The sequence below is a fragment of the Kordiimonas aestuarii genome (assembly GCF_025574465.1).
GTDB classification, from domain to species: domain Bacteria; phylum Pseudomonadota; class Alphaproteobacteria; order Sphingomonadales; family Kordiimonadaceae; genus Kordiimonas; species Kordiimonas aestuarii.
Window position 1 is genome coordinate 738,987 of record NZ_JAOBPP010000021.1, and the last position, 26,313, is coordinate 765,299.

The window sequence follows — 26,313 nt, forward strand, 5'->3', positions numbered from 1 at the left end:
GGCGGCTCAATAATGCGGCGGCGGCGGGTCCGCCTTTGCGTCGGTGCGCCCCGCCTCAAGGTCGGCCATGTCGTTTTGCAGCTTGTCGAGCCGGCGTGTCAACCGATCAATCAGCGCCCATTGTTTGGTTACGATATCGTTGAGGCTGTCGATCGTCTCCTGCTGGAAGGCGAATTTTACCTCAAGGTCTGATATCCGGCTGTCTGATTGTTCGCTCATGCGTTTTTTGCTTTCGCCCGGTGGTAAAGTTTTTCCAGTCGCTCGCCATAGACCGCGCCCGCCACATGGCGGCGCAGCTTCAGGGTTGGTGTCAGTTGCTCGTTCTCGATCGAGAAGGCTTCATCGGCAACGATGAACTTGCGCACCTTCTCAAGGTTCGAGAGCCGCCCGTTGATACGGGTGACCGCGTGGTCGATGGCGCGGTGCAGGTCGGCATCGGCATTCAGGTCCATGTTGTCCGCGTTCTTACCGTGCTCCTTCGCCCAGCCGCGCAGCCACTCGGCGTCCGGCACAATAAGGCCCACGAGGTGGGGCTTGCGGTCACCATAGACCATGGCCTGCGCGATCTCGTCCTCAAGTGCCAGCATGCCTTCAATACGCTGGGGCGAGACATTGTCACCCTTGTCGTTGACGATGATATCCTTTTTGCGGTCGGTGATCATCAGGTGGCCGTCCTCATCAAAGGTGCCGATGTCACCGGTGTGCAGCCAGCCGTGCACGATTGTTTTGGCGGTTGCCCGGTCGTCACGCCAATAGCCCTTCATCACCAAATCTCCGCGCACGAGGATTTCACCGTCGTCTGCGATGCGCACTTCCGTGTCAGGGAAAACAAGGCCGACTGTGTGGGCCTTGGGGGCCGACGGCGGGTTGACCGAGATGATCGGCCCGGATTCTGTCTGGCCATAGCCTTGCAGAAGTGGCAGGCCAAGGGCTTCGAAGAAATACCCCACATCCGGCGCCAGTGGGGCCCCACCCGAAACCAGCGCCTTGATACGCCCACCAAACTGATTATTCACCTTGCGCCTGACTGTCAGCGACAGGAAGATATTCTCAAACTTTTCGATGAAGGTGAGAGGTTCGTGCTTGGCTTTTTTGGTGCCAAGCTCGATCGCCCGGTTGAACATCTTCGCTTTTGTGCCGCCTTCTTTTTCAATGGCGCGGCTGATGCGGGTGCGCAGCATCTCAAAGAGGCGCGGTACCACGACCATCACGGTTGGTTTGGCTTCGGCCATATTGGCGGCGAGCTTTTCAAGGCTTTCGGCGTACCAGATCTGGGCACCGATGGTCAGCGGCCAGCATTGGCCCGCCGTATGTTCATAGGCGTGGCTGAGCGGCAGGAAAGAAAGGAAGGTATTGTTCTCAAGGCCCAACTCGCGGAAAATCTCAATCGCGCCCTCGGCGTTATGCAGAATGGAGCCGTGGTGGGTTTTCACACCCTTGGGCGCGCCGCCGGTGCCGGAGGTGTATATGAGGCAGGCGATATCATGGCGGGAGACGTCCTGCGCACGTTTGGCATAGTGCGCGATGTCAGCTTTCTCAGCAGCCAGCGCCTCGTCCCAGTGGTGTACCCCCACATTCACCTGTTGTTCAAGCTTCACTGGTTCGATGGTGATGGCATGTTCCAGTTCATCGGACTGATGGGCCGCCTTAAGGAACGTGCGGGCAAGCTGTTTCGTTGATACGATTGCCGCTTTGGCGCCGCTGTTTTCCAGGATATGCAGATGGTCGCGCGCGGTGTTGGTGATATAGGCTGGCACGGTAATGGCACCGGCGGCCATGATGGCAAAGTCCGCGATCATCCATTCCGGGCGGTTTTCGGACACAATGACAACACGGTCACCAGGCTCGACCCCCAGGCGTTCCAGCGCGCGGGCGAGCTTGGTAATCGTCTCGGCGACGTCATGCCAGCTTTTTGACTGCCAGGTGCCATCTCGTTTGGCGCACAGCAGGGGTGCATCACCCATTTTGGCGGCCTGGTCAAAGAACATGGCCGTCAGGCTTTGCCAACGCGTGTTTGGCATGTGTCTGGTCTCCCTCTTCTTCCCCCGAAGGTTCCGCCCTTTTTGACCCAAAACGCGAAAAGGGGCAAGCATCAAGCGCTGTCAGCGCTGTCAAATTGCCGCGAGCGGTGACGCGTATAAAAAAGTTGTCTATTCGCGGCGATCTTGCTTGCATGTGGGGGGAGGCGATGCCATACCCGGAGGCATGCGACACAGTGCTGACGCAGAAATCAACGATGGTTTGTGGGCCATGAACGGCGATCACGAAGATAAATCTGAAGATACAGACCACGAAGTCCCAGACGACTTTTCGCCTGCCGCCCCCGGTGGCCATGCTCAGACCGATGCTGAAGAACGCCGCCTGCATTTGCGCGCCTTTGACTATTGGCATGCGCTGAAGGGTGACCGTGTTTTTCCGCTGTTCAAGGAACTGAGCCCGCAAGGGCTTGCACCGTTTAAAACCAACAGCCTTCTTCTGGAGTTTACGCCAGCCGGCGCCACCGTGCGTTTCGTCGGCGATGCAGTTGTGAGCCTGATGGAAGAGCCGATCGCCGCCGGTACCAAGCTTGAGGAAATGCCGGGCTCGCCTTTTGCCACCGCGCTCCTTGGCCAGTTTGATAGTGATGATGGCCGGACCCGGGCGGCGGAATTTGAATTTGTCGAAGACTTTCTCGACTGCCGGGGCATCATGCTGCCGTTCAGCCGCACCGGGGATGACGCCCATTTTATCATGGTGGTTGTCAGTTTCCGGCAGCGTGAAGAATGGAAACCGTCCGCCAATGCGCCGGACGGTGCGCCGTCGCTCACCCCGGATGCGGCGATTGAACATGAAAGGGATGCTTCGGACGCAGAAGCCCTCGCGGCGCCGCTTGAAGCATGCGAAGACGCGGTCTCGCAGGTGGCGCACCTTGATGGCGGTGGCCGGGACAGTCTCTATAACGCCCTGGCCGCAGCGCTCAGGCTATATGAAGAAGCCAGCCTGAATCCAATGGCCTATCAAGCGCTCCTCGCGGAAAATAACCTGAGGGTGCAGGCCCGTGCACCCTATACGCCGGTGCTCAAGCTCACCTTCGGGCTAAACTATGACAAAACCCGGCTGACGGAATATGCCGCCGCGCTCGCCTTCGCCCGGCGTGAAGGCGAAACGTCGGAGACGCTGGCATCTTTCCTCAAGGCGCAGCCGGGCGGCATCAAGGGTTGTGTCAAGGCCGAGCGCGAGGCGCGTCGCAGCAAAGAGGGCACCAGCGCTCACACCCGGCAGGAAGCGGCGCTGGCGACCGCCCGCAAGGCCCAGGCCCATGATTTGACCACACTTGAAAACAAAGGAGAGTTCTGCCTTGTGCTTGCACGCCGCAAAGACGGCGGCGGGCTTGAGGCGATCGGCGTAGCGGAAAGCCCGCCGGGTGAGGTGGACGCAGCCCTGCGCCGCCTTCACCGCAAGAGTGAATGAAAACAATAAAATAAAGACCCCAGTTACCAAGGTTTTGAAGGGACCAAAAAAGTGACCAATGATGAGCAGTATAAGCAGATCATGGCAGAGATTGGCAGGCGCGCTGTGGAAAGCATGTCAGGCGAAGAGTGGGAGGCGTTCGACAAGTTCCTGACGCAGTTTTACGCACAGGGGCCCGACGACCTGATGGCTTTTGACCCCGAGGCGCTCTACGCCATCGCCCACAATATGTGGCAGATGGCTGAAAGCCGCCCGGCTGGCAAGCCGCTTATCAAGATCATGAACCCGCGTGGCGGTAAGGTGGGCTGGTCGACCAAACATACCGTCATCCAGATCGTCAACGACGATATGCCGTTCCTTGTTGATTCGATCACCGGGTGTCTGGCCGTTACCCTTCAATACCGTATCCACATGATGCATCACCCGATCCTCAAGACATGGCGGGATGACAAGGGCAAACGCACCGACGAGGGCAAAGGCACGGAGACCACCGAAAGCTATATGTTCATCGAGATCGATGCGCAGTCTGACAAGACGGTGCTCAAGGAGATCGAGGACACGCTCGCAACCACGCTTGCCGATGTACGTGCGGCCGTGAGTGACTGGAAAGCCATGCTGGCGAAGATCGATGAGACGGTTGCGTCCCTGACGGTGAATCCGCCGCCGATTGACCAGGAAGAGGTGGACGAGACAATCCGCCTGTTGCGCTGGCTGGGCGCGGATCACTTCACCTTCCTTGGTTTCCGGGAATACCGCTTTGAAGGCGACCCGGCGAAGTTCGACTTTAACCGCGTGGAGGGGTCGGGCCTTGGTATCCTGCGTGACCCTGAGCGCAATGTGCTGCGCGACAAGGAAGGCCTGACGCCGATGTCGCCCGAGATCAGGCACTTCCTGTCGGCGCCAGACCCGTTGATTATCACCAAAGCCAATGTGAAATCCATGGTGCACCGCCAGTCTCACATGGATTATGTCGGCGTGAAAATCTTCAACGAAGACGGTGTTGCCGTGGGGGAACGTCGTTTTGTCGGCCTGTTTACCTCGCTTTCTTATCGCAAGTTCGCAACCGACGTGCCGATCATCCGCGGCAAGGTTGCCAATATCATGAAGCGTTCGCAGTTTGCCAGCCGGTCCTATGCCGCCAAGGCGCTTGCGCATATCCTTGAGGCTTTCCCCCGCGACGAGCTGTTCCAGGTTAGTGAGGACTGGCTGTTTGAAACCGCGCTCGGCATCCTGCAGCTGACCGAGCGTCCGCGCCCGCGCGCTTTTGTACGCGCTGACCGGTTCGAGCGTTTTGTCTCAGCCATGGTTTATGTGCCGCGTGAGAACTACCACTCTGGCCTGAGGCAGGCGGTAGCCGATATCCTGTGCAAGTCCTATAACGGTGAAGTTTCGGTCTATTACGCCAACCTGTCAGAGGAAGCGCTGGCCCGCTGGCACTTTATTATCCGCACTTTCCCCGGTGATGTGCGCAAGCCCGATGTTGAGGACATCAACCGCGCTATCGCGGAGGCCGCGCAGGGCTGGGTCGACCGCCTGCACACCGAACTGATCCATCATCACGGTGAGGAAAAAGGCAGCCGCTTGCATCACTATTATAAAACCCGCTTCAAGATCGCCTACCGGGAGAATTTTACACCCGCCCAGGCCGCCTATGATGTCGACAAGCTGGAAGATGTCTCCGGGCAGGATGACGTGCGGGTGGATTTCTATCGTCACCGCGAGGACGGGGGCAACCATTATCGCCTCAAGATCTATCATGGCAGCCAGTTGATCGCATTGACCAACTGTATGCCGATCCTTGAGAATATGGGCTTCAAGGTTATTTCCGAACATTCCTATGAGGTGCCGGGCAAAACCACGAGCTATATCCACGATTTCGCGCTCGACCGGCCCGAGGGCAGCCCGTTTGCGCTTGAGCGTCTGAAACCGCTTGTTGAAGAGCTGTTTGTCAAGGTGTGGCACGGCACGGTCGAGAACGACGGCTTTAACGAAATGGTGCTGACCTCTGCGATGGACTGGCGCGAGATTCAGCTTCTGCGGGCCTACGGCAAATATATGCGTCAGCTGGGCATGGGCTATACGCCGGAATATATCGCCGACGCCATGGTTGAGAATACGCAGATCTCGGCGCAGTTGGTGGCGCTTTTCAAGGTACAGTTCGACCCGGCATATGAGGCCACGAACCGCGACAACATGGCGCAAAATATCGTCACCGATATCCGCAGCCTGCTGGACAGTGTCACAAGCCTTGACCATGACCGTATCATGCGGGCCTACCGCAATATTATCAGCGCAACACTGCGTACCAATTTCTACCAGCCCGGTGTGCTGGATGGGGTGGACGAACGCGCGCTTGCGTTCAAGATCCGGTCCCGCGAGGTCAACGAGATGCCGCTGCCCAAGCCCTTTGCCGAGATCTGGGTCTACAGCCCGCGGGTCGAAGGTGTGCACCTGCGCGGTGGGCCGGTGGCGCGCGGCGGCCTCAGGTGGTCTGACCGCCGGGAGGATTTCCGCACCGAAGTGCTGGGCCTTGTGAAAGCCCAGCAGGTGAAAAATGCTGTGATCGTGCCGCAGGGCGCGAAAGGCGGCTTTTTCCCCAAACAACTGCCGGGCATGGGCGACCGTGAGGCCTATATGGCCGAAGGTGTCGCCGCTTACCGCAGCTTTATCTCGAGCCTCTTGTCGATCACGGACAACCTTGTGGGCGCCAAAGTGAAGCCTCCCAAGAATGTGGTGCGCCGCGACGGCGATGATCCATACCTTGTGGTTGCCGCCGACAAGGGTACGGCGACCTTCTCGGATATTGCGAACGGCATTTCGGTCGATAACAACTTCTGGCTGGGTGATGCCTTTGCCAGCGGTGGGTCAAATGGCTATGACCACAAAAAAATGGGCATCACCGCCAAGGGTGGCTGGGTGTCCGTACAACGCCACTTCCGCGAAATGGGTATCAATGTACAGAAGGACGAGTTCACGGTCATTGGTGTGGGCGACATGTCGGGCGATGTGTTCGGCAATGGCATGTTGCTGTCGAAAACCATCCGGCTGAAAGCTGCCTTCAACCACCTGCATATCTTTGTTGACCCCAACCCGGGAGACACCAAAGCCGCTTGGAAAGAACGCAAACGCCTGTTCGACATGCCGCGATCGACGTGGGATGACTATAACAAGAAGCTTATTTCCAAGGGGGGTGGCATCTTTGCCCGCGCCGCGAAATCCATTTCGCTGACACCGGAGATCAAGGAATGGCTGAAGGTTGAAGCGGACGCGATGACGCCGACAGACCTGATACACCACATCATGAAAGCAGAAGCCGACCTGTTGTGGTTTGGCGGTATCGGCACCTATGTGCGCGCCACAAGCGAGAATAACGCACAGGTCGGCGACCGCGCCAACGACGGCCTTCGGGTCACCGCGCCTGAGCTGCATGTGAAGGTCCTTGGCGAGGGTGGTAACCTTGGCATGACGCAGAAAGCACGTATTGAGTTTGCCCGCCGTGGCGGCCGGCTGAACACGGACTTTATCGACAATTCCGCCGGTGTGGATTGCTCGGACAAGGAAGTGAACATCAAGATCCTGCTTGCCGGGGCTATCGCCAACCAGAACCTGAAGGCAGAGGACCGTGACAAACTGCTCGAATCAATGACAGATGAAGTGTCTGATATCGTGCTTTCGGACAATTATCTGCAAACCCAGGCGATCTCGCTGGCGGCGGAGAACGCCATCCGGTCGCGGGAATATCACCTTGGCCTGATGCGCACGCTTGAGCGTGACGGCGGCCTTAACCGCGAAATCGAAAACCTGCCATCTGATGAAGGGTTTGCTGAACTGGCGGCCAACGATCAGGGCCTGACGCGGCCGGAGATCGCCACCCTGATGGCTTACGCCAAGATGTCGCTGCTTGATATTCTGGTGAAAAGTAAACTGATCGAAGACCCTGTCCTGAGGCCTGAGCTTGAATGGGGATTCCCGACCAAGCTTCGCGACAAGTTCGAAAAAGAACTATCGAACCACCGCCTGAAGCGTGAGATCATTGCCACCGTTCTGGCGAACGAGGTTGTGAACTGGGCTGGCCTGACCTTTGTATATGAAGTGAAGGAAGAAACCGGCCTGGGTGTCGAGGATATCGTGGCGGCGTTTGTAGTCGTGCGGCAGGTGTACGGCTTGCAGGATCAATGGGAAGCCATCAACGAGCTGGACTATAAAGTGTCAGCCAAGGTGCAGTATGACATGCACCAGTCTGTCTCTGATTCGATGAAACAACAGGTGATGTGGGTTCTAAGGAACCTGCAACGACCATTTGATGTCAGTAAGCTTGTTGAGCGGTTCGAAGGGCCGGTTGAAAAGCTCTTTGGCATCAAGCAGGAAATCCTCTCGGAGCCGGCGCAGGATGCTTTTGTGGGTCGCCGCGATGCGCTCAAGAAAGAGGGTGTCGGCCATGACCTTGCGACCTTTGTGTCGGCCTTTGAGGTGCTGACATCCGGCCCCGATATCATCGAGGTGGCTGAGAAAGCTGAAAAACGCGTGGATTATGTTGCGGCGGTGCACTTCGCGCTTGGTGACCGGCTTGGGTTTGACTGGCTGCGCCAGCGTGCCGACCGAATCCAGCCTGAAAACCACTGGGACGTGCTTTCCGTCCGCTCGGAGCTTGAGGACCTTGCCGATCAGCAGCGCGCGTTGGTGGAACGTGTCTGCCTTGAAGCGGGAGAGAAGTCGGCCAAACAGGCGACAAAAGACTGGGCGGCCAGCCAGGCAACGCAGATCATCCGCGCTGAGCGGTTGATTGAGGACCTGGCGTCATCCGGCGGCCTGACGGTGGCGAAACTAAGTTTCGCAACCCGCCACTTGCGCTCGATCCTGCGCTAGATAAACGTGGCGATAAACCGGTAAACGGGGCGGCACCATCATGTGTCGCCCCGTTCAGGTTTGGTCCCGGACTGTCGCGTGGGGTTCAGGGGGAGGAGAGAAGCCCCACGCGACAGTCCGGGGCAGGGAAAACAACATCGTTGTCGGAGGCACATCCCTGTTACGTTGCCGACAAGAAACGTCCTTTGTTCCAGTCGTCGATTGTTGCGATAATTTCTTCCCGCGTGTTCATCACAAATGGCCCGTACCGCGCGACCGGCTCATTGTTTGGGGCGCCCGCGATCATCAGGAAGCGCGCGCCTTGTTTGCCGCGAACCACCACATGGTCACCATCTGACAGGATCGCAAGGGTGCGGGTCGGCACCGCATCGCCAGCGACAACCAGTCCGCCACGGATGCCGTACAGAAATGCTGTATGGCCGTCGTCCACTGGCAGGGTGACATCCCCGTCATCGGTGAGTGTGACATCCGCGAAGAACGGCCGCGCGGCAATATCTTTCACCGCTCCTTCCTGGCCAAGCAGGGAGCCGGCAACAAGCTGTGCTTTGAAACCATCGCCCACGACGGTGGGAATTTCGGCCTTCGAGACATCCTGATAACGCGGCGCGATCATTTTTTTGGCGGCGGGCAGGTTCACCCACAGCTGGAAACCATGTACGTCCTCATCTGATGCAACCGGCATTTCCGAATGGATGATGCCGCGCCCGGCGGTCATCCACTGGGCGTCACCGGGGCCGATAACCCCGCTGTTGCCAACCCGATCGCCATGTTCCATGCGGCCCGAGAGCATATAGGTCACGGTTTCGAAACCCCGGTGTGGGTGTTCGGGGAAGCCAGCACCTCTGGCGTCCCTGGGCAGGACCATCTCATCCAGCAGCAGGAAAGGGTCCAGCACGGAAAGGTCGGGCCTGCCGATACTGCGGTGTACCGTGACACCCTGCCCCTCCGGGGTGGCGACCGCTTGATAGAGCTGGGCTATTTTGCGTGCTGACATGATGGCCTCCTTAAAGCCAGTCCCGCCCATGCGGGGCATCGAGGTCTTGTTCCGGCCCCACGGGGATGATGCCCGTCGGGTTAATGTTTTTGTGGCTGGCGTAATAGTGCGTTTTGATGTGGGTCATGTTGACGGTCTCCCGCACACCCGGCATCTGGAATAGTTCACGCAGGTATGCGCCAAGTTCCGCATAGTCCGCGATGCGGCGGACATTGCATTTGAAGTGTCCAAAATAAACCGGGTCAAACCGGACAAGCGTGGTGAAAAGGCGGATATCCGCCTCTGTCAGGACATCGCCCATCAGGTATCGGTTGTCCGCCAGCCGTTCTTCCAGCCAGTCCAGCGTTTCAAAAAATGGTGTAACCGCATCTTCATAAGCCGCCTGCGTGGTGGCAAACCCGGCCTTGTACACACCATTGTTGACGGTGTTGTAAACGCGGTCATTCACGTCATCGATTGTCGCCTGCATAGCCTTGGGATAATAATTGCCAGCTTTGGCGCCAACGACATCAAACGCACTATTCAGCATGCGGATGATTTCAGCACTTTCGTTTGAGACAATGGTTTCCGTCTTTTTGTCCCACAGCACCGGTACGGTCACCCGGCCCGAATAATCCGCCTTGGCGCGTGTGTAGATCTCATGCAGATAGTCGGCTTGATAAAGCGAGTCGCCTGTGCTGCCGTCTTGCTTGTCGAACGTCCAGCCATGATCAAGCATTTTCATGCCGACCACCGACACGTCTATCAGTTCTTCAAGTCCCTTGAGCTTGCGCATGATAAGCGCCCGATGCGCCCAGGGGCAGGCAAGCGATACATAGAGGTGATAACGACCAGCCTCGGCCTTGAAGCCGCCCTTGCCGGAAGGCCCGGCCTCGCCGTCTGTCGTGACCCAGTTGCGGAAAACACTATCCTGCCGCTTGAAGCGGCCGTCATCGGTGTCATACCACTTGTCTTCCCATTTGCCGTCAACGAGCAAACCCATGTCTGCCTCCTGTCGTTACCTGTTACGTGTCTTCCCCGCTTGAAACCAAGATAAGCGACAAGCTTGACGACTTGTAGGCAGGGAAACGCGAAGCCTGTGTTGCATAGTTGCGAACACACTTTTGATACAAAATCTGTAACCTGTTAAAAAGAAAGAGTTTATACTGGCAGAATGAACGCTCAGTTACGGAATGTGACGTTGCTTTACAGGTTTCTGGCGGGTTGGGTTTTATTGCTCATACTCCCATTTGGTGTCGTGCGGGGCGGGGATAACCAATGTCTTCATATCGGCCGGCCGGCGGTACTTGTGGATGAAGGCCAGCTGGAACGCTTCAGGCAACAGGCAGCGCAGGATTACGGCGTCTGCGTTGCCTTTGTTGCGATTCCTTTTCGCCGCAGCGAGCAGATGATGCTTGACGGCAAGCTGGACGGTGATCTGCTGCGCACCGGCACTTGGGCAGAAATGTACGCGCGCGAGGTCGTGTTGGTGCCGACGCCGTCTTTCAAAAGCGCGGTCGTGGCCGTCAGCCTGCGCGAGCGTGGCATTACGGTGACCTCCCTGGCTGACCTGAAGACCCATCGCCTAGTGTTTTCCAGCGGTTTTCGCTGGGCGGAGCAAGCGGTGCTTGATCTTGGTATCGGCGCCGAAGAAGTTTCGTCGCTCGGCCGCTATCTTGAGCTTCTGCGCAGCGGCGGTTCAGACGTGGGGCTGCTGGAGAAGTCCGTGTTGCCCTTTCTGGGCGATGTATCGGACATGCAGATACAGGAAATAGAAGTCCTCAATTATTATCTGGTGCTTCAGCGTCGTCACGCGCCACTGCTTGACGCGCTTGATGCAACGCTGGTGAAAACAGGGCCGTTTATCCTCGGAAGCCAGACTTCGCGCTAAAGGTTGCAGGCGTGGCAGTCCCGGCCGAACCAGCTAGCCAGATGGTCGATCAGCGCGCGCACCTTGAGCGGCAGCAGGCGTTTTTCGGGATACAGCGCATAAAGGGTGGTGGGAGGTCTGGGAAAATCTTCCAACAGGGGAACAAGCTGGCCGACCTCCAGTGCTTCATGCACATAAAAGCGTGGCAGGTTGGCGATGGCCAGGCCGGCAAGCGCTGCCTCCATCTGCATCTGGCCGGAGTTGCAGGTCAGCCGGCCCTTCACGCGCACGCCTTCACTGTCCGCGCTAGTGCCAAAGCGCCAGTGCTTGGCCGTCTCCACATTTGAATAGAATACAGATTGATGATCGCGCAGGTCTTCCGGCTTCTTCGGTGTGCCATATTTTTCAAGGTAAGCGGGGCTGGCGACAATATGGCTGCGCATATCTGCAAGCTTGCGGGCGATCAGGCTCGTGTCATCCAGTTCACGAGTGATGCGCAGGCCAAGATCATAGCCGCCGCCGATGATGTCCACGCGCTCGTCCGTCAGGTTCATCTCGAACTTCAGCTCGGGATGCCGGTGCATGAAATCCATCAGCGGCGCGCCGAGGAAAATGTCAGCAAAACTGCGGGGGGCGGTGATACGCAAGTTGCCGACAAGGTTGCCTTCGGTGCACTTGACCATCTGCGCAGCGTCCTCAAGGTCATCAAGAATACGTTGCCCGCGTTCGTAAAACAGCGCGCCTTCGTCGGTTGGACTGACCCCTTTTGTGGTGCGGGCCAGCAGGCGCACACCAAGGTCATCTTCAAGCGACTGGATGCGCCGGGAGGCGACGGATTTGGTGATATGCAGCGCCTTGGCCGCGGCTGTCAGGTTGCCGGTTTCAACCGCGCGGCAGAAGGTGCGGATGGCTTGCAGGTCCACGGCGTGTCTCCGTCATCATATCTGGAACATGTTCGGTGCAATTTTGGTTTAGTGTTGCTGTGTGCGCAACAAAAAACTGGCCTCGCGAGGCCGGTTTGAGCGATATCTGAGCCAGATGTGTGCGGAATATGCGCGACAATTGTGCGGGTTTCTAGTGCCAGCGTCGGCTGATGTAGAAACAGGCCAGCCCGCCGAAGATAAACATGATGCCCATGCTGTAGTGCCAGCTGATCGCGGTGGGATGGTCTCCGCGCTGGGTGTCGTAAAGGCTGTATTTTCGGTAGCCGCCCGCCACCTGCTCGATGAAATTATTGCCCTTGTTTTCGCTCAGCGACTTGAAGTCATAGTCGACCCGGTCGTTGAACTTGCGGTTTTCGCTGTCCGGGCCACCGACGGCCAGAAACTCGAACACCATGGGTGATTCGTCAGCTTTGATGACCCCTTCCGAGCGGTAGAGGAACCTTATGTGCTGGCTTTCTGGGATGGAGTAGGCAAGCCCAAACGCACCGCCGCCGATCATGATCATAATGAGCCCGGCAACAAGCCACACCCGCATGAAGCGGTTTTCGGCTTTCTGGCGCGATAGGATGACCGCCCGCACTTCGCCGATCTCGCGCAGCTTGTCGAGCTCCGCGGCAAAAACCTTCTGGCTCAAGTCGTCGATGTTGATGTCATAGGTTTTGACCAGGCGGCCAAAGATATCTTCCGACGGGTATGACTTCCCTGTCTCAAGTTTTGAAAGATAGGACTGTTCGATACCGGCCCTCGCTGCGGCCTCGGGCTGGGTCCATCCATTTTTTTCCCGTTTCTGTCGTATATAATCGCCAAACTTCATGTTGGTCTCCCGCGGTGCTATTTATGTGCACTAGCTTGTTGATAACACGACACATTCTTTGAAAGGCATGCCGGGAATGCCAGATGAATATAGCGGAATATCACGCTTATTGTGGGAATAATGCCCGTGGTGGGGAATGCAAACACTATTTCAGCCGTATCAGGCCCATATGCTTGAGCGACGGAGACACGGCATGACGAAAATCCTGCGGACCCTGTTTTGTATGGTGGCCTTTGCTGCGGCGACGCCTTTTGCGCAGGCCGGCGCGCGCCAGATAGACGATGCCACCTTTGAGATGTTGATGGAGCGCGCCGAGGAAAACAACGCGCGGCTTGGCCTCACCCCCGCGCAGGAGGAACGGGTCAACCCCATCCTTGAGGCGGGGCGTGATCGCCAGCTTGCCATTCTTGAGCGATACGGCTTTGGCCGGGGGCAGAAACCCTCCCTGCGGTTGCGGGAAAAACTGAAGCTGGCCAAGGAAATGAAGGCGGTGCGCGCAGACACCGAATCAGCCCTTGCCACCCACCTGAGCCGCGACCAGATGAAAATCTATAAAGATATTCAGGATGAACGCCGCGCGCGGATGAAAGAGTTTATGAAGTCACGCAAGGATTGATCGATCACGTCGATGTGCGCGCCGGTTTAAATTCCGCAGGCCAATAAAAAACCGCCCCGGATGAGGGCGGTTTTTTGGCTGTTTCACGTGAAGCGCGGCCTTATTTGGGCGCGATGACCATGATCATCTGGCGGCCTTCCATTTTGGGGCGCGCCTCAATCTTGGCTTCTTCTTCCATCTCGGCCGCAACCTTCTTGAGCACGTCCATGCCCAGTTCCTGGTGCGCCATTTCACGGCCACGGAAACGGATGGTCACCTTCACCTTGTCACCTTTTTCGATGAACTGGTGAATTTTCTTCATCTTGGTTTCATAGTCGTGGGTGTCGATACCAGGACGCATCTTGATCTCTTTGACCTCTTGCGTCTTCTGGTTCTTGCGGGCCAGATTGGCTTTTTTCTGCTGTTCGTATTTGAACTTGCCGTAGTCGAGAATCTTGCATACGGGCGGTTCCGCACCTGGCGAGATCTCGACAAGATCCAGCCCTGCTTCGTCGGCGAGGTCTCTCGCCTGCGCGACGGTGACGACACCGTGGTTTTCACCATTAGCTCCGATCAGCCGGACTTCTTTTACTCTGATCTGATCGTTAACGCGCGGCCCTTCCTGTTTGGGTGGGGTCGCAAATTGCCCTCTACGTATGGTCAGTTCTCCTGTAGACGTTAAGTGGCGGGCCACACTTGCGGGCCCGCCTTGCACTTTTTTTACTATAGCCTGTATCGAAGCCCTTGCAAAGCCTTGAAAAACGCGGGCTTTGGCAGGTTGTTACATTCAGGCAACACTAGTTGCCCGTTGGCATCGTCGCTTCAGCCGACAACTGCACCGCAGCTTCATCAAGTGTCATCACCTTGTTCTCGTTCGAACCAAGGCGGCGCATGGACACTTTGCCCTCCTCCGCCTCGCGCATGCCGACCACAAGGATCACCGGCACCTTGGCGTGGCTGTGTTCGCGGACCTTATAGTTGATCTTCTCATTCCTGAGGTCCGTGTTCACGCGCATGCCAAGCGCCGATAGCCTGTCAGCCACGTTCTGTGCGTATTCGTCCGCCTCCGACGTGATGGGCGCCACAGCAACCTGCGTTGGTGCCATCCACAGCGGCATCTTGCCGGCGTAATGCTCGATCATGATGCCGATGAAACGCTCGAGCGTGCCAAGGATGGCGCGGTGCAGCATCACCGGGCGGTGCTTGTTGCCGTCTTCACCGATATAGCTTGCGTCCAGCCGCTCGGGCAGCACAAAGTCGGTCTGCAATGTACCACACTGCCAGGTACGGCCGATGGCGTCCGACAGGTGGAACTCAAGTTTGGGGCCATAAAAGGCGCCTTCGCCGGGTGCGTATTCAAACTCGAGGTTTGCCGCCTTCAGCGCGGCTTCAAGCGCGCCTTCCGCCTTGTCCCACACTTCATCACTGCCGGCGCGCATCTCAGGGCGCGTTGCCAGTTTCACTTGAAACTCAGGGAAGCCGAGGTCTTTGTACACGCTGGCCAGCAGCGCGCAGAAAGCCACACTTTCTTCTGTCACCTGATCTTCGCGGCAGAAGATATGCGCGTCATCCTGTGTCATCTGGCGCACGCGCATCAACCCGTGCAGCGCCCCGTGCGCCTCGTTCCGGTGGCAGCAACCAAACTCGGCAAAGCGGATCGGCAAATCGCGGTATGACTTGATGCCCTGCTTGAAAATCTGCACATGCGCCGGGCAGTTCATCGGCTTGAGCGCCATCAGCTTGGCGTCGCCCGACAGCACCGGGCCGTCCTCTTCGGTGTTCGGCACCTCATCGGGCACGACAAACATGTTTTCGCGGAACTTGGCCCAGTGGCCGGATTGTTCCCAGAACTTGCTGTCGAGCACCTGCGGTGTCTTCACCTCGCGGTAGCCCGCGCCCTGAAGGCGGGTGCGGATGTATTTTTCCAGCGCCAGCCAGATGGTGTAGCCCTGCGGGTGCCAGAAGACCGACCCCTGCGCTTCTTCCTGCAGGTGGAACAGGTCCATCTCGCGGCCGAGTTTCCTATGGTCACGTTTCGCCGCTTCTTCAAGTCGCAGCAGATAAGCTTTCAGTTCTTTTTTGTCGCGCCAGCAGGTGCCGTAGATGCGGGTGAGCATTGCGTTTTTGCTGTCACCGCGCCAGTAAGCACCGGCTACCTTCATCAGCTTGAAGGCGTCGCCCAGTTTACCGGTTGACGGCAGGTGCGGACCACGGCAGAGGTCTAGCCATTCGCCTTGCCGGTAAATGGTTACCAGTTCACCTGCCGGGATGGCTTCGATCAGCTCGGCTTTATACAGCTCGCCAATTTTCTTGAAGTAGGCGACGGCGTCGTCCCGGTCCCACACTTCGCGGATGATGTTCTCGTCGCGCTTGACGATCTCGTGCATGCGTTTCTCGATCACCTCAAGGTCTTCTTCGGTGAACGGCTTGTCGCGCGCAAAATCGTAGAAAAAGCCGTCTTCGATCACGGGGCCGATGGTGACCTGCGTGCCGGGGAACAGTTCCTGCACCGCTTCGGCCATGATGTGCGCGGCGTCGTGGCGCATCAGCTCAAGCCCGTCGTCGTCACGTTTGGTGATGATGGAAACGTCTGCGTCCGCTTCAATTTCACGGTTCAGGTCCCACAGCTCGCCACCCACTTTGATCGCCAGCGCAGCCTTGAGAAGCCCCGGCCCAATGACCGAGGCGAGTGTGGTGCCGGTTACCGGGCCATCAAACGTGCGCACGCTGCCATCAGGCAGGCGCAGGTTGACCGGGTTTTTGACACTCGCGTTCTCGTTCATTGGTCTGGTTTCCTCAAAATAGAAATTATGGAATTCGCGAGTTAACTACGCGGTGGCGGGAAGTCAAGCAAAGCCTTGGCTTTTATGCCGCTTGAGCCTTAAAAAGACCCCTGCTAGGGTCACGCCGGAGCAACACCACTGTCAGTCTATTATAGCCAAGGGGAAACAGCGTATGCCAAAACCATCCTTCATGGACACCGATCACGGCACCCGCATTGCCTATCACCGCACCCATGGCGCGGGGCCGGGGGTGGTGTTTTTGGGCGGGTTCATGAGCGATATGGAAGGCTCCAAGGCGCTCGCGCTTGAGGACTGGGCCAGGCGCACGGGCCGCGGCTTTGTGCGCTTTGACTATCAGGGGCACGGGCAGTCGTCGGGCACGTTCGCTGACGGCACCATTAGCCTGTGGCTTCAGGACGCGCTCGCGGTCATTGACCGGCTGACCACTGGCCCGCAAACCCTTGTCGGCTCGTCCATGGGGGGCTGGGTCGCGCTTCTCGCCGCCAAGGCGCGGCGCGCACGGGTGAAAGCGCTTGTCGGTATCGCCGCAGCGCCTGATTTCACGCTTTGGCACTGGGACGCGCTGACGGATACTGAGCGCAACACCATCCTCACCGAAGGCCGCCTGCTGGTGCCAAGCGATTATGGCCCCGACCCGTATGTTTTCACCCGTGCTTTGTTTGAAGATGGGTGGCAGCACCGGGTGAATCACGGCCCGATCCACCTTGATATCCCTGTGCGGCTTATTCAGGGCACCGCCGACCCTGACGTGCCGTGGCAAACCGCGCTCAGCATTGCCGACAACCTCACGGGTGAAGACACAGAGGTTATCTTGGTGCCGGGCGGTGACCACCGGCTGTCGCGCGACGTTGACCTTGCGCGCCTTGTGCGCGTAGTGGGGAACCTCGTGGAAGGGCTCAGGTAATGGCAGGCAAATATTCAAAGCTGAACCGCGACAAGATTTTTGAGTTTTTCAGAAGGCTCGCGGAAGATAACCCCAACCCCGAGGGCGAGCTCGATTATGTGAACGAGTTCACGCTTCTGGTCGCCGTTGTGCTGTCGGCGCAGGCGACGGACGTGGGGGTGAACAAGGCGACCAAAAACCTCTGGCCCGTGGCTGACACGCCGGAGAAGATGGTTGCGCTCGGCGTGGATGGCCTGAAGGACTATATCAAGACCATCGGGCTTTATAATTCCAAAGCCGAAAATGTTATCAAGCTGTGCCGTGACTTGATTGACAAGCATGGCTCCAAAGTGCCTGAGACACGGGAAGAGCTTGAGGCGCTCGCCGGTGTTGGCCGCAAGACCGCTAATGTGGTGCTGAATATTGCCTTCGGCCAGCCGACATGTGCGGTGGATACCCATATCTTCCGGGTGTCGAACCGCACCGGCCTCGCGCCCGGCAAGGATGTGCTGAAGGTCGAGCTGGCGCTTGAAAAAGTCATCCCCGAACCCTTCCGCCTGCACGCGCACCACTGGCTTATCCTCCTGGGCCGCTACATCTGCAAAGCGCGCAAGCCCGACTGTGCCAAATGCAAGCTGACGGACATCTGTTTGTACAAAGAAAAAACGATCTAACTCATAGCTGTAGTATGGCGCTGTAAATCGAGGGACTGTGATGCGTACTGTTAAATTTTTAGGGCTTGCCCTGCTGTTGGCTGTTGTTGTGTTGGGTACCGTGATGGTGACGCGCACCTTTATGCTGTTGCCGGCAGGGGAAGCGCATAGCGTGAAAAACGCGACGCTTGATGACGCCGAAGTGCGCCGAATCGGTGAAAACCTCGCGGCCGCCATCCGCTACGAGACCATCAGCCACGACCTGAATGCCGCCCCCGATGAAGCCGCCTTCAAAGGTTTCCACAAGTTCCTTGAGGACACCTACCCCAATGCCCATAAGGAGATGGAGCGTGAAGTAGTCTCAGATTACTCGCTCATGTACCGCTGGCCGGCGGCTGAAGGCGTCAGCAAAAAGCCCATCGCGCTTCTGGCGCACATGGATGTGGTGCCGGTGCCAGAATATGGCCTCAAGGACTGGAAACACCCGCCGTTTGACGGCGTGATTGACGCGGACGGTGTGCTGTGGGGCCGGGGTGCCTTGGATGACAAGGGCATCCTGATTTCGCTGATGGAAGCGGCGGAACGTATGGCCACGTCTGGCTTCACGCCGGACCGGGATATCTATTTCCTCTTCGGTCATGACGAGGAACTAGGCGGCGACATGGGTGCCGTCAAGATGGCGGAAATCCTCAAGGCGCGCGGTGTACAGCTTGCCTGGGCGATGGACGAAGGCTCTGCGATGACGGACGGCATTGTGCCGGGGATTAAAAGCCCGGTGGCGCTCGTCAGCCTTGGCGAGAAGGGTTCCGTGACACTCAAATTCTCGGCTGAGGATGAGGGCGGACACTCAAGCGCGCCGAAAGAGTTTACCGCTGCCAGCCTCGCCGCCAAAGCCGGTGCCACAGTGATGGATAACCCTTATGAGCCGATCCTCGATGAGCACTTGGAAGAGTTCCTCTTTGCCATCGCGCCCGAACAACCCTTTATCAACCGGTTGATGATCGCCAACCTGTGGCTCACGCGCCCACTCATGGAGGCGCAGTTATCAAAGAGCCCGACAGTGGCCGCCTTCATGCGCACCACCACGGCTTTCACCATGATGAAATCGGGCACCAAAACCAACATCCTGCCGCAGTATGGTGAGGCGATTGTGAACTACCGCATCCACCCGCGCGACACGGTGGAGAGCGTGACCGAACGCGCCCGCACGCTTGTGGATGATGAGCGGGTGACAATCACCAACCTTGGCGGTGGCCGCGAAGCCACCAGCATGTCTGACGCTTCGGGCGAAGGCTACAAAGCCATTGTTGCTACCATCGCGGATGAGTTTGGCGATATCCCCATCGCGCCTACGCTCACCGTGCAAGGCACCGACGCGCGGCACTATGACATGGTGGCCGACGGCGTGTACCGCTTCATGCCTTTTGTGTTTAAGCCCGAAGACCTCAAGCGTATCCACGGCACCAACGAGGCCGTGCCCATCGCTGTGATCGCGCGGCAAGTGGACTTTTTCGAGAAACTGATGCGACGCGCGGCAGGCGCGCAGCACTAATGCGTGAGCATCACCCTCCACGGTAGTGGGGGGCATTAAAGTGCGCTAGTATACATAGCGAGTGTTCTGAGTACCGAAGGTCATCTGAGGAGGGGAAGATGAAAAAACTCCCGGTTATTACCACTATTTTTGCGGCCTGCTTTGCCGTCGCGGGCATGGGTGCCGCGCAGGCGCTTGATCACCACGAAAAGGGTGAGAAGGGCGACATGCACGATGTGCACAAGGCGGCGATGGAAAAGGCGCAAGCCAAGTGCGATGCGGCGATGAAAAAGGCTGAAGGCGGGTCCGACGAGGACCGGGCCAAAGCCCAGGCCAAGTGCGACAAGGCCATCGCCAAAGCCCATAAGAAACACGCCAAAGAGATGGGCAAGGAACACAAAAAGCACGCCAAGGATATGGCTAAGGCTCATAAGAAACATGCCAAGGACATGGCTAAGGCTCATAAGAAACATGCCAAGGACATGGCAAAAGAGCACAAAAAGCACGCCAAAGAGGCCGCTAAAGAGCACAAAGACCACGCCAAAAAGATGAAAGACAAAAAGGCGAAAAAGGAAAAAGAAAAGGACGATGATGATAAGGACGAGGATGAAGATCCCTCCGTCTGATCGCCCGGTCTTGATGAAGATGTATTGATGAAGATGCCGCCCCGGTCCATGGTTCGGGGCGGTTTTTTTATGGCAACAGGTATTCCATGATCACAAGCTGTTCGCCGGGCACCGAGGTATGGTCCTCCCCCGTCTGCTTGAAGCCGAGTGACGCATACACATGCACGGCGCGCTCATTGCGGGCGTAAACATCAAGCCAGATGGTTTTCAGCGCTTTGTCGCGTGCAAAGTACGCAAGCACATCGCGCATGAACGCGCGGCCAATACCAAAACCCCTGCGGGCAACGATAATGCGCCGCCACTCAAGCCGATCAGCGCTGTTATAGTTCAGGATGGCAAAACCGATTGGCCTGCCTTCAACGTCTTCAGCGATCAGATACCTATAAGTTGTGTCAGCCAACTTCTTTTTGTGAAGGTTTTCGCTCCAGCGATGCACATATTGATTGGCTGGGTCCATCTCCAGCGCCTGGATAAAAAAGATATCGTCTTCCGTGCCGAGGCGGGTACGATGGAATGAGGTCATGACACTACCTTCAATGAGCTTGGGAGCGCTACTATGACAGAATTTTCGCTGCACGCAAAACTGGCGGCTGATACCGAGTGGATTGAAACACTTGCGCTTTGCCGTGTGCTCATGATGAACGACGCCACCTACCCATGGCTCATTCTGGTGCCGGAGCGTGCGGGCATTCGCGAAATTCATGAGCTGTCCGAGGGTGACCAGCAAACCCTGATGCGGGAGATGACGGCGGTCGCACGCGTCATGGAACTGGCGTTTGATGCGACCAAGATGAACGTGGCGGCGCTTGGCAACATGGTGCCGCAGCTTCATGTGCATGTGATTGCGCGTTATGAGGGTGATCCGGCGTGGCCCGGCCCCATCTGGGGCAAGATGCCCACAGTGCCCTATGAAGCCGATGTTATGAAGGCGCGCATTGCCCACCTGCGCCAGCACCTAAATAATCTATAGGCAATAGAACTCTCCCTATGGGTGTATACCCCTCCCTGTCCGCAAGCGCCCCATGCCTTGGCCCGGTTAAATTGAGGAGGGGATAATGTTGAAACCAGTGACACTATTTGGCGCAGGTGTTGCGCTCTTTGCCCTGGTCGCGTGCGGCGAGGCAAAAAACGGTGGCGAGGAACCAGAGGGCGAGATGGATACCACACAAGGCGCTGCCTGCGACCCCAGCACCATGATGGGGACGGTTCATCTTAACATCAGTGGCAATGCGGGCGACAGCTTCCGCATCAGCTATATGTGCGGTGGCCAGATGGTCACCCAATGCACAGCGACCGTGGCGGCAGGTAGCAACAATGCCACATGTACGTCGCAAGGCAATGTGCCACAAGGCGGCACACGGCGCTGCCCGGTTGGGCCGGGGAACGGCAACACACCACAGGCAAGGGTGGTTGCCGCCGGGTGCGGGTAAAGAGAATGATCACGATTTGATCTCAGGCGAAAAAGGCCGGGGCAATGGTGCGCCCCGGCTTTTCTTTTTCAGTCCGCATGCAGGCAACGAAGCCTTGTTCAACTGCCGGTTTTTTGTATACGATGGTTCGTTGATGCAACGAATTGGGGGTGCTATGACAGACATTCAAAAGGCAGCGCCGGCTGCGGATGATGCGATCCGCCGCGTGCTTTCCGCCAACGTCGAAGATTTTGAAAAGAAAGATGCCATGGGCATGGCGGTGGTGGGTTTTGTGGTGGCCAGCCTGAACCTTGCTTTTGCTCTTCTGATGATCTGGCGCTCTGAAGACAGCGGCGGTGCCATGTGGTTGGCCCCCATGTTTAACACGGTGGCCATTCTTGGCCTGTCCTTTCTCGTGACCCAGCATGTGCGGCCAGCAGGCATAGTCCTGATATCGGTGGTAAGCGCAGCTTTTGTCGCAAATATTGTCGCGAATTTCCTTGGAGAGGCGGTCAGTTATCCAGGGCTTGGCCTGACCTTGCTCGTTGCCATTTTTGTGCTGGGGAAAATGTATCCGGGGCTTGGTGCGCTCAAGACGCTTGATAAAGGCGAGCGGGCAGGGGCGACAAAAGTTTTACAGCCTGTGTTTTTGGTCTGGGGTGCGCTCGCGGTACTCAATTTGCTGGTTTCGCCGGTTTTGGCCGTGCGTTAGGTCTCGGCACTATAGCCATAAAAAAAAGCCGGAGCATTTGCCCCGGCTTTTTTCTTGAGATAGCTGTAAGCCCTAGTGGCGGAAGTGGCGCATGCCGGTGAAGACCATGGCAAGTCCGGCCTCGTCTGCGGCGGTGATCACCTCGTCGTCACGCATGGAACCCCCGGGCTGGATGATGGCGGTCGCGCCCGCTTCTGCGGCGGCGAGCAAGCCGTCGGCAAACGGGAAGAAGGCGTCAGAGGCCACAACCGAACCCTTGGCGAGGCTTTCCGTCTCACCGGCCGTCTCGGCCGCTTCACCCGCACGGATGGCGGCGATGCGGCTGCTGTCTCGGCGGTTCATCTGGCCCGCGCCAATACCTACGGTCATGCCGTCCCGTACGTAAACAATCGCGTTTGATTTGACGTGTTTGCCCACTTGGAAGGCAAAGAGCATGTCCTTCAGTTCCGCGTTCGTTGGCGCGCGTTTGGTCACGACCTTCAGGTCATCAAGGCTCACGCGGCCGGTGTCGCGGTTCTGCACAAGATAACCTCCGGCGACGGACTTGACCATCTTCGCGGCCTGGGTTGGTACAGCGAGGCCGCCGGTCGTCAGCAGGCGCAAGTTTTTCTTCGCGCCGATGATCTCCCTGGCTTCGTCGGTGACCTCGGGCGCGATGATCACCTCGGTGAAGACCTTGATGATCTCTTTCGCGGTGTCCGCGTCCAGGCGGCCGTTGAGCGCCACAATGCCGCCAAAGGCTGAAACAGGATCACACTTGAGCGCCTTTTTGTAGGCGTCCAACAGCGTTTCGCCCATCGCCACGCCACAAGGGTTGGCGTGTTTGATAATGGCGACCGTGGGCACGCTCGGGTCAAACTCGCTGACGAGCTCAAAGGCGGCGTCGGTGTCGTTGAGGTTGTTATAGGACAGTTCCTTGCCCTGGTGCTGGGTTGCGGTGGCGATGCCCGGGCGGTTCTCGGCATTCTTGTAGAAAGCGGCAACCTGATGCGGGTTTTCACCGTACCGGCATTCCTGCACCTTTTCCCCCGCAAACGGCAGGCGGTCGGGGAAGGTTTCGCCGTTCTGTTCGGCGAACCACTGGGCGATGGCGGCGTCGTAGGAACCCGTGCGGCTGTAGGCCTTGGCGGCAAGGCGGCGACGGGTCGCGAGTGTTGTGCCGCCGGTCTCGCTGACCTCGGCGATGACAGTGGCATAGTCTGAAGGATCGGTCACAATGGTGACAAAGCCGTGGTTTTTGGCCGCCGAGCGCACCATGGCCGGGCCGCCGATGTCGATATTCTCGATACAGGTTTCAAAATCCGCACCTGAGGCAACGGTGGCTTCAAACGGGTACAGGTTGATGGCAACAAGGTCGATCGCGCCGATATCATGGTCTTTCATCGCCTTGACGTGGTCTTTGTTGTCCCGAAGCGCCAGAAGACCACCATGAATTTTGGGGTGCAGGGTCTTGACCCGCCCGTCCATCATCTCCGGGAAACCGGTGTGTTCAGCTACTTCCCGAACCGGCAGGCCCGCGTCGCGGATCGCCTTCGCCGAACCGCCGGTTGAAAGAAGCTCAACGCCCTTGTCGGCCAGTGCTTTTGCAAGCTCCACCAGCCCGGTTTTGTCCGACACCGACAGAAGGGCCCGTTTAATCGTCACTTTATCCATACTTTATGGTCGCCTCTAAAATAAAAACATCCGACACATGCGGCCACCCATCAGGCCGGGTTGTGTCAGATGTTCATTTCACTCAAAACCCAATTGCAAATGGGTTGCTCGTTCCCCCCTGTGCCCGCACCATGGGCCAGCGTGACAACAATTTGCCGCGCCGCTTCAGGACGGTCGGGCCGGCTGAGATAAAGGCTGTCCTCAATCTCGGCCTTGCCGCCGTCCGCATCGAAAATCCATGTCTTGCCGGATCTTGTCTCCAGCGTGATACGCCCGTCCGGCGCCTTCATGGCGCGTACGTGCGGATGCAGATGAAAGCGCAGCAGCACTTCCTGCCCGGCTAGTTTTTTGATTTTTGGGCCGAACAGGCGGTCGCTGCCCTTGATGCGGCTGCCGTCGGCCAGCACTTCAATCAGCCGTTCGTGTTTGATGCCAAACCGCTTCAGGTAACCGTCGTGGGTCAGCCTCAGGCGTTGGCCTTCGTCGGTGCCTTCGCGGATCATCAGTGTTTCACCCACGCCGGCACCAAGCCGCCCGTCTTCCATCAGGCGGGTGGAGTTGCGGTCACCAATCACCAATGTCGAATGCGCTGCCGTGGTGCGCGAGAGCGTGGCCAGCCGCGGCATGGGGCCGTGTTTGGATGCGGGGCCGACGCTGACAATCATGCGTTCCTGGCCAACGGAAAATTCAATTGCGCCGGTGCTGGCGTGCGCGCGTGCGGCATAGGCCTGCGGGGGTGGCGGACCGGCGTCCATGATCAGGCAGGCTTTGCCCGCAATCACGCGCTGGAAGCCCGTGTGGGCAGCATTCTCGATGGCTTTGCCCTTGGCGTCGCTGGCGGCTAATATGGCATTTGTGCCGTGTCCCCCTTCGGCGGTAACGCCGCCAAACTGCGCGAAACTGCCGTCCCCATGGCGCATGGCACGGATGAAAGGTGCGATACGGTCAAGTGTTGTTAGCACCCAGGCAGGCAGGTCATCACCACGGTCCTGATAGGCGCCGCGCACAAGAATGAGCAGCTGCATGGTGCGGATAGCATCCGCCGTGTTGCGGCTGGCGGGGCCGCCGTCCGGCAGGATGAAGCCCGCCAGCGCGCGTTCAAGCTCTGTACTGCCACGGTTCAGCCACGCCGTGCCGCCGGGCAGCAGCAGGCCACAGAGTGTCAGTGCGGTAGTGGTGTAAACACGCGGCAGGCCTGCGGGCGCGTCATGCCACACGCGCATCAGGTGGCGGGTCTGGCGTGCGAAACTTGTCAGTACCTTCGAACGGTAAACAAGGTCTTCGCTGGAGAGAATAAGCGGCGCATGGGGCAGCCAGTTGATCAGGCGGCGGGCCAGGGTTTCCGCGTTCCACGCGTCCCTGAACCAGTCTTCCCCATAGGGAAGCCACCAGGACAGCATGGTTTCTGCCGCGTCGCGGGCTTTTACCTGGTCCCCCACCTGGGCCAGGTCCTGCAGCCAGTGGAAGCTGTGGGCATAGTGGCGGAACCTGAGGCTCGCGCTTTCCATGCGCAACCAGAAATCTTCTTTCAGCACATGTTGTTCGCCATCATGCAGCATATCGCCGCCAAAAATAGCGGAGCCAAGCGTGGCATTACCGGGTGCCGGGTCGTCGGGGCTGCCGAGCAACTGCCCGGGATGACGGCCGCGCAAACGGTAGCTGTAGAGCGAGGTGGAATAACCCCATTCGCGCAGCTGTTGGCCGGCGCGCTTGAGGGCGTTCAGGACAAAATGGGAGCGTTGATCGCGCCTTAGCGTGGAACGCGACATGGGCGTCCGGGCCGCATATTCGGCAATTTGATCAAAGGCCGCGTTCATCGCCGCCTGCTCCCTGTCCTTAATGTTATACTCTAAATTGGTGATACACCTAAACCCTGAGCGCCTTGATGTTGGCCGCGTACATGTCCGGTCCGCCTTTGAACGTGGCGCTGCCGGCAACAACCACATCGGCGCCTGCGTCCACGACCGACTGGATTGTCGAGGCGTTCACGCCGCCGTCCACTTCAAGGTCGATATCCAGCCCCAGCGCATCGATGCGCTTGCGGATGGCTTCAATCTTGCGCAACTGGCTGTCGATAAAGCTCTGCCCGCCAAAACCGGGGTTAACCGACATCACAAGGATAAGGTCTAGCTCTTCATAAAGATAGTCGATTGTGCTTTCAGGCGTCGACGGGTTGAGGGAAACCCCGGCCTTCGCGCCTGCCGCCTTGATCACCTGCAGTGTGCGGTGGGTGTGCGGGCCCGCTTCCACGTGGGCGGTGATGATATCCGCGCCCGCCTTGGCAAAAGCCTCGATATAGGGGTCGACCGGTTCGATCATCAGGTGCACGTCAAACACCTTGTCGCTGTGCGGCCTCAGCGCCTTCACCACATCGGGGCCGATGGTGATGTTGGGGACAAAATGGCCGTCCATCACGTCGATGTGGATATAGTCGGCACCGGCCGCGTCAACGGCTCTGACTTCTTCACCCAGCCGGGCGAAATCCGCCGACAGGATGGAAGGGGCAATTCTGAGAGGCTTTTTCATGGCG

General features: G+C 58.1%; 23 protein-coding genes. 11 read left to right on the forward strand and 12 right to left on the reverse strand.

The annotated features are described in order from the left end of the window. Nucleotides 1–6: 6 nt before the first annotated feature. A complete protein-coding gene (locus OEU85_RS16025) occupies nucleotides 7–219 on the reverse strand; it encodes a SlyX family protein (protein ID WP_262692524.1) in 213 nt (70 codons plus the stop codon). Beyond that, a complete protein-coding gene (locus OEU85_RS16030) occupies nucleotides 216–2,021 on the reverse strand; it encodes an AMP-dependent synthetase/ligase (protein ID WP_262692525.1) in 1,806 nt (601 codons plus the stop codon). The genes OEU85_RS16025 and OEU85_RS16030 overlap by 4 nt, the downstream gene beginning before the upstream one ends. Nucleotides 2,022–2,205: 184 nt before the next feature. Between OEU85_RS16030 and OEU85_RS16035 the strand changes: the two genes are divergently transcribed. Then, nucleotides 2,206–3,450, forward strand: a complete 1,245-nt coding sequence (locus OEU85_RS16035; protein WP_262692526.1) for a PAS domain-containing protein — start codon at nucleotides 2,206–2,208, stop codon at nucleotides 3,448–3,450. Between the two features lie 51 nt (nucleotides 3,451–3,501). Beyond that, nucleotides 3,502–8,316 carry an NAD-glutamate dehydrogenase gene (locus OEU85_RS16040; RefSeq protein WP_262692527.1) on the forward strand — a complete coding sequence of 1,605 codons (4,815 nt, stop codon included), beginning with the start codon at nucleotides 3,502–3,504 and terminating at the stop codon, nucleotides 8,314–8,316. A gap of 160 nt (nucleotides 8,317–8,476) precedes the next feature. Here the strand turns inward: OEU85_RS16040 and OEU85_RS16045 are convergent, their stop codons facing one another. Both OEU85_RS16045 and OEU85_RS16050 read right to left on the reverse strand, forming a co-directional pair. Beyond that, nucleotides 8,477–9,310 carry a pirin family protein gene (locus OEU85_RS16045; protein ID WP_262692528.1) on the reverse strand — a complete coding sequence of 278 codons (834 nt, stop codon included), beginning with the start codon at nucleotides 9,308–9,310 and terminating at the stop codon, nucleotides 8,477–8,479. A 10-nt stretch (nucleotides 9,311–9,320) separates the two neighbouring features. Beyond that, complete coding sequence (locus OEU85_RS16050; RefSeq protein ID WP_262692529.1) at nucleotides 9,321–10,292, reverse strand: glutathione S-transferase family protein; 972 nt, start codon at nucleotides 10,290–10,292, stop codon at nucleotides 9,321–9,323. Nucleotides 10,293–10,598: 306 nt separating this feature from the next. On the opposite strand from OEU85_RS16050, the gene OEU85_RS16055 reads away from it, so the two are divergent. Beyond that, nucleotides 10,599–11,180, forward strand: coding sequence for a type 2 periplasmic-binding domain-containing protein (locus OEU85_RS16055; RefSeq protein WP_262692530.1), 582 nt, complete (start codon nucleotides 10,599–10,601; stop codon nucleotides 11,178–11,180). Here OEU85_RS16055 and OEU85_RS16060 read toward each other — a convergent pair. Then, nucleotides 11,177–12,082 (reverse strand): LysR family transcriptional regulator, encoded by a 906-nt coding sequence (locus OEU85_RS16060; protein ID WP_262692531.1) that lies wholly within the window; start codon nucleotides 12,080–12,082, stop codon nucleotides 11,177–11,179. The two genes, OEU85_RS16055 and OEU85_RS16060, sit on opposite strands and share 4 nt — an antisense overlap. A gap of 151 nt (nucleotides 12,083–12,233) precedes the next feature. Next, complete coding sequence (locus OEU85_RS16065) at nucleotides 12,234–12,917, reverse strand: helix-turn-helix domain-containing protein (protein WP_262692532.1); 684 nt, start codon at nucleotides 12,915–12,917, stop codon at nucleotides 12,234–12,236. Nucleotides 12,918–13,110: 193 nt separating this feature from the next. On the opposite strand from OEU85_RS16065, the gene OEU85_RS16070 reads away from it, so the two are divergent. Continuing rightward, on the forward strand, nucleotides 13,111–13,533 hold the full coding sequence (locus OEU85_RS16070) for a hypothetical protein (RefSeq protein WP_262692533.1): 423 nt from the start codon (nucleotides 13,111–13,113) through the stop codon (nucleotides 13,531–13,533). A gap of 100 nt (nucleotides 13,534–13,633) precedes the next feature. Here OEU85_RS16070 and infC read toward each other — a convergent pair whose 3' ends face one another. Together infC and thrS are read right to left on the reverse strand one after the other, a co-directional pair. Continuing rightward, the gene (infC, locus tag OEU85_RS16075) at nucleotides 13,634–14,170 is read right to left on the reverse strand and encodes a translation initiation factor IF-3 (RefSeq protein ID WP_262693033.1); all 537 of its coding nucleotides are present in this window, start codon (nucleotides 14,168–14,170) and stop codon (nucleotides 13,634–13,636) included. 139 nt (nucleotides 14,171–14,309) lie between these two features. Next, nucleotides 14,310–16,295 (reverse strand): threonine--tRNA ligase, encoded by a 1,986-nt coding sequence (gene thrS, locus OEU85_RS16080; RefSeq protein ID WP_262692534.1) that lies wholly within the window; start codon nucleotides 16,293–16,295, stop codon nucleotides 14,310–14,312. Nucleotides 16,296–16,467: 172 nt separating this feature from the next. Here thrS and OEU85_RS16085 point away from each other — a divergent pair, with 172 nt between their 5' ends. The 4 genes from OEU85_RS16085 (at nucleotide 16,468) to OEU85_RS16100 (ending at nucleotide 20,009) form a co-directional block, all read left to right on the forward strand. Then, entirely contained in the window at nucleotides 16,468–17,220 is a 753-nt protein-coding gene (locus tag OEU85_RS16085) for an alpha/beta fold hydrolase (RefSeq protein WP_262692535.1), read from the forward strand. Beyond that, nucleotides 17,220–17,873, forward strand: a complete 654-nt coding sequence (gene nth, locus OEU85_RS16090) for an endonuclease III (protein ID WP_262692536.1) — start codon at nucleotides 17,220–17,222, stop codon at nucleotides 17,871–17,873. Before OEU85_RS16085 ends, nth begins: the two co-directional genes overlap by 1 nt. Nucleotides 17,874–17,913: 40 nt before the next feature. Next, nucleotides 17,914–19,404, forward strand: coding sequence for a M20/M25/M40 family metallo-hydrolase (locus OEU85_RS16095; protein WP_262692537.1), 1,491 nt, complete (start codon nucleotides 17,914–17,916; stop codon nucleotides 19,402–19,404). A gap of 98 nt (nucleotides 19,405–19,502) precedes the next feature. After that, nucleotides 19,503–20,009, forward strand: a complete 507-nt coding sequence (locus OEU85_RS16100) for a hypothetical protein (protein WP_262692538.1) — start codon at nucleotides 19,503–19,505, stop codon at nucleotides 20,007–20,009. 67 nt (nucleotides 20,010–20,076) lie between these two features. Here the strand turns inward: OEU85_RS16100 and OEU85_RS16105 are convergent, their stop codons facing one another. Then, nucleotides 20,077–20,532 carry a GNAT family N-acetyltransferase gene (locus tag OEU85_RS16105; RefSeq protein WP_262692539.1) on the reverse strand — a complete coding sequence of 152 codons (456 nt, stop codon included), beginning with the start codon at nucleotides 20,530–20,532 and terminating at the stop codon, nucleotides 20,077–20,079. Nucleotides 20,533–20,565: 33 nt separating this feature from the next. On the opposite strand from OEU85_RS16105, the gene OEU85_RS16110 reads away from it, so the two are divergent. The 3 genes from OEU85_RS16110 (at nucleotide 20,566) to OEU85_RS16120 (ending at nucleotide 22,130) form a co-directional block, all read left to right on the forward strand. Next, entirely contained in the window at nucleotides 20,566–20,979 is a 414-nt protein-coding gene (locus OEU85_RS16110; RefSeq protein ID WP_262692540.1) for an HIT domain-containing protein, read from the forward strand. 85 nt (nucleotides 20,980–21,064) lie between these two features. Continuing rightward, nucleotides 21,065–21,439, forward strand: coding sequence for a hypothetical protein (locus OEU85_RS16115; protein WP_262692541.1), 375 nt, complete (start codon nucleotides 21,065–21,067; stop codon nucleotides 21,437–21,439). 154 nt (nucleotides 21,440–21,593) lie between these two features. Continuing rightward, nucleotides 21,594–22,130 (forward strand): hypothetical protein, encoded by a 537-nt coding sequence (locus OEU85_RS16120; protein WP_262692542.1) that lies wholly within the window; start codon nucleotides 21,594–21,596, stop codon nucleotides 22,128–22,130. Between the two features lie 72 nt (nucleotides 22,131–22,202). Here the strand turns inward: OEU85_RS16120 and purH are convergent, their stop codons facing one another. The 3 genes from purH to rpe all read right to left on the reverse strand — a co-directional run bounded on the left by purH (nucleotide 22,203) and on the right by rpe (nucleotide 26,309). Further along, entirely contained in the window at nucleotides 22,203–23,783 is a 1,581-nt protein-coding gene (gene purH, locus OEU85_RS16125; RefSeq protein WP_262692543.1) for a bifunctional phosphoribosylaminoimidazolecarboxamide formyltransferase/IMP cyclohydrolase, read from the reverse strand. 65 nt (nucleotides 23,784–23,848) lie between these two features. Further along, nucleotides 23,849–25,600, reverse strand: a complete 1,752-nt coding sequence (locus OEU85_RS16130) for a heparinase II/III family protein (protein ID WP_262692544.1) — start codon at nucleotides 25,598–25,600, stop codon at nucleotides 23,849–23,851. 49 nt (nucleotides 25,601–25,649) lie between these two features. Then, complete coding sequence (rpe, locus tag OEU85_RS16135) at nucleotides 25,650–26,309, reverse strand: ribulose-phosphate 3-epimerase (protein ID WP_262692545.1); 660 nt, start codon at nucleotides 26,307–26,309, stop codon at nucleotides 25,650–25,652. Between the last annotated feature and the right edge of the window lie 4 nt (nucleotides 26,310–26,313).

Bases quoted from the DNA above. Each gene is read 5' to 3' on its own strand.
- purH (WP_262692543.1), bottom strand. From the start codon at position 23,783: ATGGATAAAGTGACGATTAAACGGGCCCTTCTGTCGGTGTCGGACAAA.
- OEU85_RS16065 (WP_262692532.1), bottom strand. From the start codon at position 12,917: ATGAAGTTTGGCGATTATATACGACAGAAACGGGAAAAAAATGGATGG.
- OEU85_RS16030 (WP_262692525.1), bottom strand. From the start codon at position 2,021: ATGCCAAACACGCGTTGGCAAAGCCTGACGGCCATGTTCTTTGACCAG.
- OEU85_RS16130 (WP_262692544.1), bottom strand. From the start codon at position 25,600: ATGAACGCGGCCTTTGATCAAATTGCCGAATATGCGGCCCGGACGCCC.
- nth (WP_262692536.1), top strand. From the start codon at position 17,220: ATGGCAGGCAAATATTCAAAGCTGAACCGCGACAAGATTTTTGAGTTT.
- OEU85_RS16085 (WP_262692535.1), top strand. From the start codon at position 16,468: ATGCCAAAACCATCCTTCATGGACACCGATCACGGCACCCGCATTGCC.
- OEU85_RS16110 (WP_262692540.1), top strand. From the start codon at position 20,566: ATGACAGAATTTTCGCTGCACGCAAAACTGGCGGCTGATACCGAGTGG.
- OEU85_RS16050 (WP_262692529.1), bottom strand. From the start codon at position 10,292: ATGGGTTTGCTCGTTGACGGCAAATGGGAAGACAAGTGGTATGACACC.
- OEU85_RS16025 (WP_262692524.1), bottom strand. From the start codon at position 219: ATGAGCGAACAATCAGACAGCCGGATATCAGACCTTGAGGTAAAATTC.
- rpe (WP_262692545.1), bottom strand. From the start codon at position 26,309: ATGAAAAAGCCTCTCAGAATTGCCCCTTCCATCCTGTCGGCGGATTTC.
- OEU85_RS16035 (WP_262692526.1), top strand. From the start codon at position 2,206: ATGCGACACAGTGCTGACGCAGAAATCAACGATGGTTTGTGGGCCATG.
- OEU85_RS16095 (WP_262692537.1), top strand. From the start codon at position 17,914: ATGCGTACTGTTAAATTTTTAGGGCTTGCCCTGCTGTTGGCTGTTGTT.
- OEU85_RS16045 (WP_262692528.1), bottom strand. From the start codon at position 9,310: ATGTCAGCACGCAAAATAGCCCAGCTCTATCAAGCGGTCGCCACCCCG.
- OEU85_RS16070 (WP_262692533.1), top strand. From the start codon at position 13,111: ATGACGAAAATCCTGCGGACCCTGTTTTGTATGGTGGCCTTTGCTGCG.
- OEU85_RS16115 (WP_262692541.1), top strand. From the start codon at position 21,065: ATGTTGAAACCAGTGACACTATTTGGCGCAGGTGTTGCGCTCTTTGCC.
- OEU85_RS16105 (WP_262692539.1), bottom strand. From the start codon at position 20,532: ATGACCTCATTCCATCGTACCCGCCTCGGCACGGAAGACGATATCTTT.
- OEU85_RS16120 (WP_262692542.1), top strand. From the start codon at position 21,594: ATGACAGACATTCAAAAGGCAGCGCCGGCTGCGGATGATGCGATCCGC.
- OEU85_RS16100 (WP_262692538.1), top strand. From the start codon at position 19,503: ATGAAAAAACTCCCGGTTATTACCACTATTTTTGCGGCCTGCTTTGCC.
- thrS (WP_262692534.1), bottom strand. From the start codon at position 16,295: ATGAACGAGAACGCGAGTGTCAAAAACCCGGTCAACCTGCGCCTGCCT.